Here is a 15,667-nt window from a genome sequence, read left to right as displayed (position 1 = left end):
CGACTAGCCTCGTTTTAATCTCTTACTGGGCCACCAAGTGGCATCGCCTAACAACAATACCAAGCCCGGCACTAATAGTCCGCGTACAATGAAAGTGTCCAGCAGAATACCGACTGCAACCACAATCCCAAGCTGGTATAAATCCCGCAAAGGCAAAATAGTAAGCACTAGGAATGTACCGGCGAGAATTATACCAGCCGAAGTAATAACCCCACCGGTATTGGTCACCGCTTTTTGAGTGCCTTCTACTATGCCTAATTTAGCAACCTCTTCGCGGACACGAGACATCAGGAAGATGGTATAATCCGCGCCGAGTGCCACCAAAAAGATAAAGGCATAGAGCGGAGTAGCGTAGGACAGACCATCATCGCCTTGAATTGTGGTAAACAAGAACGAACTGATGCCAAGCGCGGCAAAGAAATTGAGCAATACCGCCGCAAGCAGGAACAGGGGCGCTACCAAACTCCGCAATAGCAAACCTAGAATAAGCCCGGTTAGTAATATGACCAATGGTATCACAATCAATTTGTCGTGGTCGCTGGCTTGGCGAGTATCATCCAATTGCGCCGTCATTCCGGTCAAACTAACGTTTTCGCCCAGTCCGGCTTTTTGGGTGGCTTGCTTGGCTATAGTGCGGATAGGTGTAACGCTGTCAAGGGCTGGAACTCCATAAGGGTCGCTTTTTAGGGTAATTTGCAACCGAACTACCGTGTTGCTAGGTGAAATATAGGAAATTGTTTGGGCGTACAGCCCGATAATTTGAGGATTTAACGAGCTTCCTCCCGGCATGCTCCCGGTGGTAGGCATCTTGCCAGACCTGATTGCCTCGGTAAGAGCGGGTGGCAGGGTTGCGAATTGCTGCTGCAAACTGGCAGGGTCAACCGAAGGCGTTTTGCCATCAGGGCGAGTAGGACCACTCACCAATGCCACACTTGAATTAGTAGCAATAGCTTGACTAATCTGGTCTATTTCCACTAATTTCTGATAAGCATTAGTACCATCTTTAAGCTGTATAACTACATCGAAGGGAGCAAGTGCGCCCGGTTCAAAGTTGTTGGCTAAAATCTTGTAACCGCTGGCAGAGGCAGTGGGTTGCCGAAACCCTGTCAGGAAGTTATAGACATTATTTACGCCAAGATTACCCAAGCTAAGTATCAGCAAGAATACTAGACTCCCCAGAACTGCCTGCAAAGGATGATGGCTTACCTGTCGAGCAAGTTTCCCCCAGAAAGTGAGTTTTGTACTAATCTTATTCTTTTTGAGGTCGGGGCGAAAAGGCCAGAAAGCAAAACTACCCAATATCGCTAAGAGAGCCGGAACTAGGGTTAAGCCAGCAATAAGCATAACCGCAATAGCAGTCGCCAAAGAAGGTCCAAGCGAATGGTAGATACCTACTATCGCCAGTAACAGCACTAACAAAGCAGCTATGACCGTTCCCGCGCTTGATAAAATAGCACTTGCCACTCCATAATAAGCGGTGCGAAGGGCTGTTAGGCGGTCAGGCGCAGAATGTAGCTCTTCACGGTAGCGCGATACAAGGAATATGGTGTAATCGGTTCCCGCGCCAAAGAGCAGAATAGTCATAATGGAACTGTCCATCTGACTGATTCCGAAGAGATTGGCTTTAACCGCTAAAGCTAGTATCCCGCCGATTACGCTTTGAGTAATACCTACTGCAATCAAGGGCAGTAAAGCCAACACCGGAGAGCGATAAATTACGATTAATAAAACCATAACCAGCGCAACGGTAGTAAGTAGTAAGGCTACGTCAGTTCCGACAAAAACTAGTTGTGCATCTGCCGCAACTCCACCCGCGCCAGTAACTTTGACCTGTAGCGGTGAGCCATGTCCATCAAGAGGGTCGGTAAATTCTCGGATAGCCTTTACTGTATCGGTCAAGCTTTTATCGCTGGAGGATAGAATATTCAGCGAAACTATCATAGTCATGGTTGTGCCATTCGCCGAAACCAATTGCGAACGGGACTGTGGCACGGTATAAATGGAAAGTACCTGCCCAACTTTAGGGGGCTGATTACCAGAAACCAGCCAATCGCTGACTTTCTGGGCTGTGGCAAAATCACTATCAGTTAGACCGGATGGATTGTAAAAAGCGATTATCGCAGGCAGCCCTTTACGATTAGGGAAAGCCTGTTCCAACAATTTGGAAGCTCGAACCGATTCCTGATCGCCAATGTCCGAAGCGAGATTATCATCATATAGGCTGGACAGTTTTGGCGGCAAGCTGCTCAATAAGCCCGTCAGTAAAATCCATACTATCAATACTACCCAGCGCCCTCGCTTACCAGTAACTAACTTACCTAAGCGATATACTGGGTTATTTACGGGCGGTTGGATTCCGGCTAATTCAGGGTTTTGTGTTGGGGAAGTTACAGAGATATCTACCTTCATGACCTCAGCCACCTTTGCTTTTTTGATTTAGGTACGGGGAGTCACGCCACTCTCTACTAAGGCGAACTACTCAAACTGTATTCTTGCACTTTCACAGTTGAACTTATCCACCCTCAAAAACGTGATTTACTAACTAAAGAGACCCCCTGTGTCCGAACTGCTTTTAATGATTATAATATCATATATACAGCTTGTCTTTGTAGCAAAGCTACATCAAGCAAGCCTGCCTAATTTGAGTATAGTTTAGAGGCTGAACAACCGTCAAGAAACACAGAAATTAACTCCCTTCAGATTGTAGTCATGAATACTGTAAAGATATACAGCATTAAGGTAGTATAGAGTGTGTATTACTTTTCCTGTTGAACCTGAAAACTTGAAGCATCGGAAACTACATATAATCATTTAGCTCAGACATTGCAGGTAGGTTGCCCGCTTCAAAGAGCAAATTTACGAGGTTTAGGCGATGAAAGTAGCAATTATAGGAGGAGGAATGGCGGGGTTATCTGCCACCTATTACCTGCAACAACTCGGTCAGGGTGCAATTGACTATGTACTTATCGAAAGTTCGTCGCATTTCGGCGGCAAAGTAAGTACGGTACGCCAAAGCAATTTTGTGGTCGAGGGTGGGCCCGATTCGTTCCATGCACTAAAAACGGCAGCAGTTGACTTGTGCCGCTCCCTAAATCTGGACGAAGAATTAATCGGAACAAACACTGAAGCGCGTAAGGTTTTCGTATGGAGTCGCGGCAAACTTCGCCGGATGCCTGAAGGCGTTATGCTCATAATCCCTACCAAAATCACCCCCTTCCTGAAATCTGGATTGATTTCGTGGCCCGGAAAGCTACGCATGGGGCTGGATTTATTTATACCGCGCCGCAAGGACGATTCAGACGTGAGCCTAGCAGATTTCGTGCGTCGTCGCCTTGGCAAAGAAGCGCTTGACCGCATCGCGGGACCGATGGTAGCCGGTATTTATGTGGCTGATGCCGATCACATGAGCCTGAAAAGCACCTTTCCGCGCTTTCTTGAAATGGAAAAGAAATACGGTAGCCTACTGCTAGGAATTATCACCCAAAAGATTGAGGCAGCCCGCGCCAAAAAGAAAGAGCAAGCCAGCATCAACACTCCCAGTAAAGCTCCTAATTCAAACTTTCTGACTCTACGCGGAGGCTTGCAGCGGTTGCCCGAAGCCATTGTGGAAAAGCTTGATGCCAAATCATTGCTCCTAAATCGTAAGGTTGAAACGATTCAACATGATGGCACAGCATACGACCTTACTTTGGATGATGGCTCACATTTAAAGGCAGATGCGGTAATATTCGCCACTCCCACCTATGCCACAGCCGGTATTGTGCAGGGGTTGGATTCAAAATTGGCGAAAAAACTGAAAGAGATTCGTTATGTTTCTACTGCTACCGTTTCGTTAGGCTACCGCCGTAAAGAAGTAGCGCATTCCTTGAGTGGCTTTGGTTTCGTAGTGCCGCGCAGCGAAAAGCGCAAAATCATTGCTTGCGCGTGGTCATCTACCAAATTCAACTGGCGCGCCCCAGAAGAATATGTGCTAGTTCGCGCCTTTGTAGGGGGCGCTTCCGCTGAAGAACTGGCAGAACAGGATGAAGCGAGTTTGTTGCAAATGGTGCGGGAAGAAATGCGTGACTCGATGGGTATTAACGCTACCCCCGTGCTAAACAAAGTATTTCGCTGGCATAAGGGAAACCCTCAATATGATGTAGGGCATGAAGAACGAGTAGCCGAAATCGAGCGGTTAACGGCGCAGCACGAAGGCTTGTACATGGCAGGAGCAGCTTTCAGGGGAGTCGGCGTTCCAGACTGTATTGCGGATGGTAAACGGGTGGCAGCGCAAATCGCAGAAAAAGCAAAAACGTTAGTGAAATAGAAGTATCAGGCAAGCCTTATAAACGATTAACACGAGGGGTATAAAACTCCTCGTTTTATTTTCTAGCAAAATACCGCTCAAAAATAAAGGGATAGCTAGTTAGCACTATCCCTGTTTTATTATTGTGGCGATAAACTTACCTAACGCGCCGTTGCGATAGGCGGACTAACGCAACCCGCTTCGACACCGAAGTAGGCTGAAATAGATATGTCTAATAAACTGGCGTATTATTACCTAGGGGAAAATTAAACATGAAAGGCTATGATTCTTTACGCCAGCTTGAATTAAATCGCTAATTTAGGCTGCCTTTGCCCACTAACGCATACAGTATCATGCCTCTGCACTCCGTCTTATCAAACAAAACGGAAGTAATAAAGAGGAAAAAAACCCTAAATAAAATTATTCTTTTATCAATTATTAATATTTTAAACCTCACAGGATTAAATCCACGTAAAACTAGGTTAAAATATTGTAAAAATAGCCTGTTATAGCTATTGTATAACTAATTTAAGTAAAGAAACGGCTAGAAACCAAATCGGCTTGAGCTATTTTAGCCACTTATAACTAACCTTAGCTAGTTTTACTAACATTTAGGAATAGCTTATACTGCCAAAGCGTCCTATTTTGCTTTGATTTTGTATGGATATGAGTAATGCCTAATTTACTGGTTGACCGAATAGATTCTCCAATTGGAGAAATAATAATCGTAGTGGATAATAACCGTTTGTGCGCGTTGGATTATACTGGTTACGAGGGGCGTATGTTCAAACTGTTGCAACAACGCTACGAAAATACCCATCTTCAAGAAAGTTCCGACCCCTGCGGTTTTAGCAGCTTATTACGCGCCTATCTAGCAGGAGATTTTAATTGTCTTAATTCAATCCTCGTTAATCCCGGAGGTACACCTTTCCAACAAGCGGTGTGGACAGCGTTGCGAGATATACCAGCAGGGAAAGTTGCCTCTTATGGAGAATTGGCGGCAAAATTGGGTAAACCCGGAGCGGCACGTGCAGTTGGCTTGGCAAATTCACTTAACCCTATCGCAATAGTCATACCATGTCATAGAGTAATCGGGGCAAACGCCAACCTTACCGGTTATGCGGGCGGACTTGAGCGCAAACGCTGGTTACTTCAGCACGAAAACGCCATTTTGAAACCACTAATGTTAGACCTGTAAAAATCCCAAACATGCCTCCATCTCTACTTTATTATTGTAATAATGGAGGAGTGTTTGGGAAAATAAGGTGTTCGATAATCGGCAAAACCTAGCGAATTCCTAATTAAACGAACAAAGAATTATTTGGAAATCGTTTGCAAAGTATTTGGTCAAATCCCAGCCATTGACCGGATGGCAATACCGACAAAAATATGGCGTTGATTATAAAAGGCGGCAAGGTAGGATTGCCATAACCTCCAGCAGCAATATTCAATAATATAAAAAGTGATAAAGCCCCGTTTTTCCTTGTAGCAGTGCCGGAAACCATACTCAGCGCAATTATTAATTGGCTAGGCACCAAAACCCAAGCAATTGGTTTGTAAAAGGGAATGCCAAAAAACTTCAGATAACGCGCCGAAAACGAATTCGGCTTTAATTCTTGATAACGCTGGCGGAAATGTTTCTGCATAATATCAGTAGTCATCCAGCGCTTTGAGTATTTTTGGTTGAAAGCAAATAGAAAAAACAAGCCGTAGAAAATCCGCAAGGTCACGAAAGTTACAATCAAGGCTCCCTTAATGGGGTGGCGTTTAAAGTAATCTTTTTTCCAAGCAAAAACTTCTTTCTGGAAGTCTTCAACCATTTCCGGTGTAATATTTCCTTCAAAATTGGTTTCAATTTCATGTTTTACCATTGTTTCATCCTGTTGGGATGTTACCTTAGCACCTGTTTGCATAAACAATTTAACCTCACTTTGTTTTTTTCAGATACGCGCTCGGTGTTGAATCCAGCTAAAGAATTGCTCTTGAGAAACAAAATATTTGCCAATCACCCGATTGGGCTTTTAAAAATTGACTTATTTATCAGTTTATATAGTAAATTCACTCATTTTTAGTAGTTTATACTACAATTCAGAAATGCTCTGCCTTTTAAATATGCTAAGGGAGCGGAATAGCGGATTCAGTAAAAACAAAAAACAAGGAGCTTTATGCCCCTTGCCTGATTCTACCTCTTATACACTTTTCCCAAATTGCGTCAAGACAAACGCCAGTATTTTATATCACGGCTCGGATTCTACGAAATCAGCGGAGGCGACAAAAGAGGGTTCACCGCTTACCGTGACTGCTGCCGATAGAGAGGTGCAAATGGAGTAGCCCGGCGCAGCGATTACCACTACGTTCCATGTACCCTTGCCAAGCCCCCCGATGCGGTAGTGTCCACCCCCATCGGTCTGAGTGGTAAAACTAAAACCACCCGTACTCACGCGCACAGTTGCCCCAGCAAGTGCGCCTTTGTTGCGGTTGATTACCGACCCCATGATAGAGCTAGAACCAAGGTCAGCCACATTGTTTACGCCGGGTTGCCCAACATTATAAGCAAAGAAATTGCTAAAACAGGTGCGAGGGGTAGCAGTAGGCGCTCGTTTTGGTGTCGGCGCAGGCACAGTAGGCGCGGCTAATTGCTGGACTCGCTTGCAGGAAGCGTCAATTTGCGAGTAATCGGCGCCGTTAGTCATTTGTCTCGCTTTATCGCACACTAGCAAGGCATCGTTATAACTACTTAGGTCGGTAAGTGCGCCCAAATACTGACGGTAAGCGTTAAACAGCAATGTACCTGTATCCCGGAAGTTCACATCGAGAGCGTACACCTTTTCAAACGGAGGTATAGCTGCTGCCCAGTTACTTTGCGAAGCGAATATTGCCCCTTCGCGGTAGTTTTTGATACGCTCGAATGCCTCTTTTGCATCGGCGTTATTCGGGTCAAGGGCAAGGCATTTATCCAGCAGAACTTGAAGCTCGGATGGGTCGGCTACGCCTAATTGCTCGCGTCCGTAAGAACAGTACGCTATTTTCAAACGATCATTTACCTCAGCCGTTCTGAAGTTATGAGCAGCAAGCCCTTCCAGCAAGCTAATAGCTTTTTTCCAGTCTTTAGCTTGCAACGCAGCGGAAGCAGCATTAAAAGCGGTAGCATCGGGATCGGGCATAGGTAATAGACTAGCAGTAGCAGTAGTTGCAACCAAAGCGGTTTGCGTAGAGGTAGTCGCAGTAGTAACCGATTGCGCGACAGTGGTCGCACTCGTGGTAACAGTTGACGCTGGCAGAGCAGTAGTATTCTGCGCTACCGTAGTAGAGCCATTTGAGGTTGCCAGCATAATTACCAGCGCGATTGCGCCCACAAGCGCTAACAGCCCTAACATGATAACCAGCCACAAAGAAACAGCATGTTTTTTCTTATTTTGGGGTGATATAGGATAACCCTGCGCTCTTGGCATGGGCGGTGGCGTAGGAGTATAAGCTTGAATCGCGGGTGGAATTGGCGATTGCGCTCCCGCTGGCATTGGGGACTGAGCAGCAGGAAATGGAGTCTGGTTATAACCTTGTATAGGCGCTGGCGGGGTAGGAGTATAATCTACCAGCGGTGGCGGCGTAGGGCTGTAGCCCACCAACGGCATGGGCGCCGTCGGAATAAAGGCTTGACCGTTTGGAGGCAGAGTTGGATTATAGTTTTGAATGGGCGGTGGCGTAGGAGTATAAGCTTGAATCGCGGGTGGAATTGGCGGTTGCGCGGACGATTGCATTCCCGGTTGGATGGTATGGTCATTGCCAATCAACTCTTGTATAAAATGCGATTGCGGGTTTTGTTGAGCATTTTGCGGCGGAAGCGGCATATTATAAGGCGGGTTTGAAGCGGAAGGCAAAGGCGTAGGGCTATAGTTTTGGGTAGGCGGCAGCGATTGCATTCCCGGTTGGATAGTATGGTCGTTGCCGATTAGTTCCTGCACAAAAGGGGGTGTTTGGCTTGGTGGGAGGTACTGGGACGGCGTAGGAGTTTGCGCCTGATAATGCGGCATGTACAAATGCGGTATCGGCACAGTTGGACCATCTACGGTGCGGGAGGCTTCGCTGGTAATACCGGGATAAAGTCGCAAGGCATAAGCCATTTCACTGGCATTCTGGTAACGGTCTTCCGGTCTTTTAGCAAGTGCTTTCAATACCATCGCGTTAAGAAGCATTGGGATATTGTTATTGACTACATTCAAGGGAGTAGGCGGCTTCTCAATGTGCATCGTGATGATAGCGTAGGTGGACTCCGATTCAAAAGGCGGCGTTCCAGTCAACATTTCGTAAAGGATTGCGCCGATGGCATACACATCCGAGCGAGAATCTACCGATAGACCTTTCACCTGTTCAGGCGACATATAGTAGGGTGTGCCGATAACCGAACCGTCCGAGGTAATAGAAGTCATCGCTGCATCTTTGGCGATACCGAAATCCATCACCTTCACCGTACCATCCTTAGTTACCATTATATTGGCAGGCTTGAGGTCGCGATGCACGATACCAGCGCGATGCGCTTCAGTCGCACCGTCTAGAATCTGGATGGTGTAGCGCAAGCTCTGGATTATAGGCAAAGGGCTTTTTTCGTCCAGCAACTGGCGCAGAGTTTTGCCGCGCACTAATTCCATTACAATATAATTGTGTCCATCTTGGATATCGTAGTCGTAAACCTTGACAATGTAAGGGCTATTGATGGATTGAGTAGTGCGAGTTTCGCGTCTAAAACGTTGCAAAAAGGTAAGGTTCTGGTTTAGTTCTGGCTTTAGAACTTTTATTGCAACCCTATTACCAGTCTGAATATCATCCGCTTCAAACACAGTCGAAGTAACGCCAACCCCAATCTGGTTGACGATTCGGTATCTCTCTTTAAGCAAAAAACCTATCATCCCAACTATTCTCCTGCATAAGCCAATTGCGGCAGGTATGTTTCCCATAAATAAAAAATGTATGCGCGAAAATAGCTATAAGGCAAGAAGCTACACTCGTTATTTACGGCTACATGCGCTCATTTTTGGATATTGCAGTTATGCTATCAAGTAAACATAAAAGTGTCAACATAAAACCAACTATATCTTTGCCAAACATTCTAACTGTCTTAATCTCTTAAACTTATAAAAGGTATAAAATAGGGGAGTCTTGTACTTTTTTTGATTACACAATTCGAGGTTAACACATATGCTTTCCAAAGATGAGAAACTTTATATAAATGAACATTTCGTGGCATGGAAGCCCGGCAAGTTTCGCTACTGGGAATCACTGCCTAGCCCTGATGCCGCCGACCCGCAAGAGCGCGAGTGGGCTCAGCAAAGCAAGGATAAGCCCGCACTCGTTTTTATTCACGGTTACGCGGCATCTATCGAACACTGGCGCGAGGCTTTCAAAGGTTTGCGAGGGCGTTACCGCATGTATGGGCTGGATTTGCTAGGCTTTGGCTACAGCGAGAAGCTGCCCGGCAGCAAAGTAACCTATAGCGCAAACCTGTGGGCAAAGCAGATTAGCGCTTTGGTGGCGCACAAAGAGGAAGAGCGCGTGATTCTGGTAGGGCATTCGATGGGCGGAATGGCAGCGATACAATGCGCCCTGAATTATCCTGAGCAGGTACAAGCTCTGGTACTGGTGGATAGTTCCGGTTTGCCGGATCAGGGCAAGTTGGAAGTGGAAGCCCTAAACCAAGAGCGCAAGGTAAAACGCCCCAGTTTCGACATGTTGATGTTCAACGCCCTGAGTGCGCCGTTGGTGGGAGAAGCGGCGGCTCTGGCGATGAGCGCATCTGCATGGGCGGCACGCGCCGGATTGGAACAAGCTTACTGGGACAAGTCGAAGGTGACTCCGCAACTGGTAGAGCAGTTCCGAGCGCCTCTCCGCACTCCCGGCGCAGCTTTTTCCTATCTTGCGGTAACTCGTAATTTCATCAATTTCCAGTTGCCCCTCAAACCGGGCGACCTGAAATTGCCCACCCTAATTATGTGGGGTGAATACGACCGCTCAATGAAGCCTGCTATTATGTTGCCGCAGTGGCAAAAACTGATTCCGCAGGCGGAGGTGTATCTAGTGAAAGATGCGGCGCACTGCCCCCAAGACGAAAAACCGGAGGAACTCAATGCACGCCTTACCGAGTTTGTAGAGCAGCAAATTGCACTTAGCAAAGCTACCGCCCAAGCCTGACCTATTTACAGTAACTCTAGGATTTTCGCTTTAGAGGTGATTTCAGGCAAAGGGCTTAAGCCCTTTGTCTCTAATCTAGTTTCATTCATCCTATTCCAAGCGAAAGTCCTTTAAAATATAGAGGAACTACCATAAATTTCAGCCTCTGGAAGCTTCAATGATTGATTCTAGTTATCCTCTCTAAAAATAGCCAGTTGCATACGGCGCACAACCATTGTAGAGAAGAAACGAGTAAATATTATGTCAAGTTCTGGGGAAAGTAGGGAAATAACGCTGACTAGAAAAGATATTTCTCCGCTATACGCACCCTGTTTCGCCCGTCATCTTTTGCCTCGTACAGGGCTTTATCAGCTGCATCGTTCAGGCTAGAAGCGTCATCGAATTCGGGAAAAGAAGCGATACCACAGCTAAAAGTAACCGAGAATTCGTGGTCTTGAAATTGATGGTGAATCTGGGCGAAACCTTCGCGAATATCATTAATTACTTTGAAAGCCTCTTGTGCATCGGTATCAAGTAAAATTACTGCAAATTCTTCACCGCCAAAGCGTCCAATAATATCGGTGCGGCGCAAACGTTGCTGCAATAAGCGGGAGAGGCTTTTAAGAACCCTGTCGCCGGTTGGATGTCCATAGGTATCGTTTACCAATTTGAAGTGGTCAATATCAATCATTGCCATAGACAGAATACCGCTACGGCGACGTGTTCGTGCAACCTCAATATCAAGTTGTTCCTTAGTTTTGGTGTGATTCAGCAAACCTGTCAAGCCATCACGTACCATCAGCGAACGAACCGAGCGTGAACGATCAATTCTGGCTTTAATAGAATCAATTAGGTGATTAGCAGGAACTCGCTTGTTCAAGAAATCATCCCCGCCAGAGGTAACCGCTTCAAGCTCGCGTGCTTCGCCGCTTTCCCCAGAGAGAAACACAATTGGAACTGTTACAAAAGCATCGAGTTGCCGGATAATCTTGGCAATTTCTTGCCCTTTTACTCTGGGCATATACATATCCAGCAAAATCAAATCGGGGTTAAACTCCGTAAGTGGAGCTAGAATTTTCAAAGGGTTGGTAAGAATAAGCGTTTCAAAGAGGTCGTTCGGGGCAGTTCTAAGAGTTACAGCAATGGCGTTAGCCACTTCCACATCATCATCAATAATCATCACCCGATAGGGTTCCTTGTAGCGCGTGCCTGTCAATTGGTCGAGGTGGTCAATCAAGCTGGTAATATCAACTGGCTTGGTCAAGAAAGCATGCCCATCTGCACGCACCGCATGTAAACGCGCCGCAATATCCGAACGCGAGGAAAGAAAAATCAGCTTGGAGTCCTGGGCTTTATTTTTAATTACCTGTGCCGCCATTTGCATTCCTGACATATCATCATCAGAAAATATTATATCGGTAATAATAGCTACCGGACGGCTTTGCTCCAACAGAAAGGAAGCTTCTTCTATATCCTTAAAGGTATGTACTTCGTAACCAAAATAGCCGATTTGTTGAGCAAGCGATTGAGCTTCCTCTGGATCAGGCTCAATAATTATAATCGTCCTAAATTGGGTATCCAAACTCAGATAAGGCGTTTCAGGTGAATTTAGTATTGTATCGTCAAATTGATTAGCGCGATAAGTATTTTGAATAATCTTATGCAGGTTCCGTATATTCCGATCAAGCTCATGAATTTGTGAATTATCGGGTGTCATACCGGAAGATATAAGGGATTCTAATTTCTGTTCCAGCGTTTTAGCCGAATCACTTACTTGCGTATAACCGTAAGTAGCGCCCGAACCTGCCAGCTTATGTGCCAGCATATGTAGGTTCGCAAGATAATCCATTCGCCAGTTATTGCAGAGAAGCTCAAGCCAACAATTGTTGATTTCATCCATTCGACCGGGCAATCTTCCGGCGTAGGCTTTACGCAATAACTTTAACTCTGCCGCAATCTCCAACTCACTATCATTCGCCATTACACTCCCTCCAGATATTTTTGATATTGGCGGCAATCATCATAGGGTCAAACGGCTTGCTGATAACGCCTATTGCGCCTAGCTTGATATATTGCGAAATTTCTTGGGGTTGCACTTTTGCTGTCATAAAAATTACCCGAATATCCGCCATTAGGGGATTAGCTCTAATTTGCTTTAGGGTGGTGGGACCATCCATTTCTGGCAGCATAACATCCAGTAAAACGAGGTCTGGCATATAATCTGGAATAGCCAGCAACGCCTCTTTGCCTGAACTACAGACTTTTAATTTGAAACCGCCGATTCTTTCAAGGGCAATTTGCACTATAATCTGAATATCTACTTCATCCTCGACCAGCAAGATTTTTTCAAGCATTTTTCCGGCAATCAAGCAATTAGTCCTTTCAACAAGCTTTCACCATATAAATAATTATTAATATCTGCATTTAATATTTATTTTACACTATGTTCTAAGCGTTTGAACCTAGTTCTTCGAATAATTGCTTTAATTGTGTCTATTAATGCTGCATTGCTGGTACGGGATTTAATTAAAATGGCATCAACCTTAGCCACAACCGCCTCTTCCAAATCAGAAACAGAGAAAACCACCACCGGAATTTTATGACCCGGCGCTTTATTTAAATATGGTAATAGGCTTAACCCTGATCCGTCTGGCATATCCAAATCCAATATCACTAAATCAAACACCTGATTTCGGAGTAAGCGCCTAGCCTGCTTCAAAGTTGCTGCTATTGTAATGTGGGCAATATTGCTGAGAATTGCAGATACCACGCTCGAAACATCCGCATCATCCTCAACATGTAGCACATTCGGTTTATAGCCATAAAAAATATTGGCAGCAAGTTGCACCGCTTCAATCAGCCTTTCCTGATCAATCGGCTTTTCAATCCAGTCAACAATTTGTAATGTCGCAATTTGAGTCAAATCCTGATTTGATCTTGTTTTAGCTGAAACCATAACCACCGGAATATTCATGGTAGCTTCGCTGCTTTTTAGGTCACGTAGCAAGGAAAGCCCATCCTGATCAGGTAACATTACATCCAATGTGATGGCGGAATAAGGCTTGAGTTGAAGTAACTGCCTAGCTTGAAGCGCAGTTTGGGCAATATCTGCTTCAAACCCAGCTTGTTTGAGCATCATACTTAGCAGCAAACCAATTTCCGCATCGTCTTCGCAAATCAGCACAGCAGTATTTTCTTGGGGGTTTTCTTTGGTAACAGGTATTTCATGCCATACCGGAATAACAAAGTAGAAAGTAGTACCCTTACCCTCTTCGGTTTCAAAGTTTATAATCCCGCCTAGTTTCTCAACAATAGCCTTTGCAATACTCAAGCCCAAGCCAGTTCCACCCTTCGAGCGGGTATCGGAAGAATCTGCTTGAGCAAACTTCTGGAAGATGCGATTTCGGAATTCTTTAGGGATGCCGTTCCCATGGTCGGTTACATCCACTCTGACACTATGCTGCGTGCCGGTTAGAGATATTTCAACCACACTATCTTTAGGTGAGAATTTGGTGGCGTTGGAAATCAGATTCGCCAGCACCTGCATTAATCTATCTTGGTCAGCATAAACCATTACGCCCGGCAATTTCTTGGTCAGTTTAAAGCTGACGTTATACAACTCGCCATAACCCCGGTTTGCTTCTAGAGCTTGCTCTACCAGTGCCTGAATTTCAAGCGATTTCATATTAAAACTAGATTTACCACTCTCGATTTTCTCAATATCGAGAATATCATTAATCAGGCGCACCAAACGCTCACTGTTCTTGTGAGCAATATCGAGCATCATTTTAGCTTGATCCGGCAACTCCCCAACCACGCCGCCGACAAGTAAACCCAGTGAACCCCGAATAGAAGTAAGCGGTGTCCGCAATTCATGACTGACAATTGAAATAAATTCATTCTTCATGCGCTCTACAGTTTTTCTCTCGGTAATATCGCGCAAAATTGCCAATGTCTCATTTTCGCCGCTAACCACAATTCGCGCCTCAAAATCGCGAATACTATTATCAATTACAAGCTGATATTCGAAAACGCGGGTTTCTCGATTATTCAACGCCTCTCGCACATTTGAAAGATAAACGGAGGCAAGACCCGGCTCAAAAATATCAAATAGTGTGCAACCTATCAGGTTTTCAAGGGCTACCGGAAGCAGCGACTCTTTTGACGGTTTATAATTCAAAATTAATCCGTCCTGGCTAATTCTGAGCATCAAATCGGGGATTACATCGAACAAAGCCCGGTTTGTGGCTACGCTGCGCCGTAAAGCTTCTCGTGATAGGCGGTCATCGGTAACGTCACGACCCATTGTCAGAAAGCTAGGTTCGCCGTCTATCTCTATTGCTTCGCAAGATAGAACCACCTCGCGTAACTCGCCATTTTTGTTCTTGAAGGTTATTTCGTGGTTATAAAAAGCGCCGTCCAAAATCAACTTTTTCAGTTGGTCTATATGCTCTTTGGAAGAGTTGCCCAGTAGTTTCACAATAGTATATTTCAGCAACTCGGCGCGATTATAACCGGTAAGCTTCAGAAAGCTATCATTCGCTTCAATAAATTCTCCGGATTCCAGAAAATTAATCGCAATTGGAATAGGTGCGGCTCTGAACACCTTAGAGAAACGAGTATCGCTTTCCCGTGCCATTGCACTGGCTTTCTTAATCTTAAGAAGGTTAATTTCGTTCTCCGCCCAAGCTGCTAGGTCTTCTAGCAGTTGTCGTTGAACATTATTTAGCCGGCGTGGTTTGTAATCAATCAAACATAATACACCAAGCACATTATAATCATGGCTGAAAAGAGGAATGCCACCATAGAAACGAAAGAGGGGTGGCGGGTTTTGGGAAACTGCCGGGGCTTTATGTGTATCACTTATATACAGGGGCTTTTTACTATCAATTACCTGCTGACAATAAGAGAAATCGAGCGGGTTTTCAGTCTCAAGGTTACAATATGATGCTCTTAAAGTAAGGCTAGCGCGGGTAATAAAGGCAAACGGCATTCTCAAAGTTTCAGCGGCAGTACGCACTATCCGGTAGAGAAGCTCATCCTTATTACTATTTGAAGAAGCACTTGTATCTATATGTTTGCCATTTTGACCGGGTTGGTTCTTAATATACATTTGTATGCCTTCCCACTAATAAATCTAAATATAGACTTAATAGTGATTACTCCCCACGCTTTTAGGCGTGAGCATCTAGGGACAAACCCACAGCTTGTAATCCCAAG

The 15,667-nt window shown here is 45.3% G+C and carries 9 protein-coding genes; 3 read left to right on the top strand and 6 right to left on the bottom strand.

The features are described 5' to 3' along the window. Positions 1 to 3 precede the first annotated feature (3 nt). Positions 4 to 2,409 carry an MMPL family transporter gene (locus WCK19_RS02880; RefSeq protein WP_342395847.1) on the bottom strand — a complete coding sequence of 802 codons (2,406 nt, stop codon included), beginning with the start codon at positions 2,407 to 2,409 and terminating at the stop codon, positions 4 to 6. A gap of 463 nt (positions 2,410 to 2,872) precedes the next feature. On the opposite strand from WCK19_RS02880, the gene hemG reads away from it, so the two are divergent. After that, a complete protein-coding gene (gene hemG, locus WCK19_RS02875; protein ID WP_342395846.1) occupies positions 2,873 to 4,306 on the top strand; it encodes a protoporphyrinogen oxidase in 1,434 nt (477 codons plus the stop codon). A 652-nt stretch (positions 4,307 to 4,958) separates the two neighbouring features. Next, positions 4,959 to 5,483, top strand: a complete 525-nt coding sequence (locus tag WCK19_RS02870; RefSeq protein ID WP_342395845.1) for a methylated-DNA--[protein]-cysteine S-methyltransferase — start codon at positions 4,959 to 4,961, stop codon at positions 5,481 to 5,483. A gap of 103 nt (positions 5,484 to 5,586) precedes the next feature. Here WCK19_RS02870 and WCK19_RS02865 read toward each other — a convergent pair whose 3' ends face one another. Continuing rightward, positions 5,587 to 6,198, bottom strand: a complete 612-nt coding sequence (locus WCK19_RS02865) for a hypothetical protein (protein ID WP_342395844.1) — start codon at positions 6,196 to 6,198, stop codon at positions 5,587 to 5,589. Positions 6,199 to 6,522: 324 nt separating this feature from the next. Beyond that, entirely contained in the window at positions 6,523 to 9,189 is a 2,667-nt protein-coding gene (locus WCK19_RS02860) for a protein kinase (protein WP_342395843.1), read from the bottom strand. A 289-nt stretch (positions 9,190 to 9,478) separates the two neighbouring features. Here WCK19_RS02860 and WCK19_RS02855 point away from each other — a divergent pair, with 289 nt between their 5' ends. After that, on the top strand, positions 9,479 to 10,468 hold the full coding sequence (locus WCK19_RS02855; protein WP_342395842.1) for an alpha/beta hydrolase: 990 nt from the start codon (positions 9,479 to 9,481) through the stop codon (positions 10,466 to 10,468). Between the two features lie 277 nt (positions 10,469 to 10,745). On the opposite strand, the gene WCK19_RS02850 is transcribed toward WCK19_RS02855, so the two are convergent. The 3 genes from WCK19_RS02850 to WCK19_RS02840 all read right to left on the bottom strand — a co-directional run bounded on the left by WCK19_RS02850 (position 10,746) and on the right by WCK19_RS02840 (position 15,560). Continuing rightward, a complete protein-coding gene (locus tag WCK19_RS02850) occupies positions 10,746 to 12,428 on the bottom strand; it encodes a diguanylate cyclase (protein ID WP_342395841.1) in 1,683 nt (560 codons plus the stop codon). Then, the gene (locus WCK19_RS02845; protein ID WP_342395840.1) at positions 12,418 to 12,801 is read right to left on the bottom strand and encodes a response regulator; all 384 of its coding nucleotides are present in this window, start codon (positions 12,799 to 12,801) and stop codon (positions 12,418 to 12,420) included. Before WCK19_RS02845 ends, WCK19_RS02850 begins: the two co-directional genes overlap by 11 nt. A 77-nt stretch (positions 12,802 to 12,878) precedes the next feature. Then, a complete protein-coding gene (locus WCK19_RS02840) occupies positions 12,879 to 15,560 on the bottom strand; it encodes a response regulator (RefSeq protein WP_342395839.1) in 2,682 nt (893 codons plus the stop codon). Positions 15,561 to 15,667 lie beyond the last annotated feature (107 nt).

This window comes from Candidatus Chlorohelix sp. (genome assembly GCF_037138995.1).
In the GTDB taxonomy this organism is placed as follows: domain Bacteria; phylum Chloroflexota; class Chloroflexia; order Chloroheliales; family Chloroheliaceae; genus Chlorohelix.
Note: the sequence above shows the minus strand (reverse complement) of the source record. Positions and strands in the feature narration are given on the sequence as shown.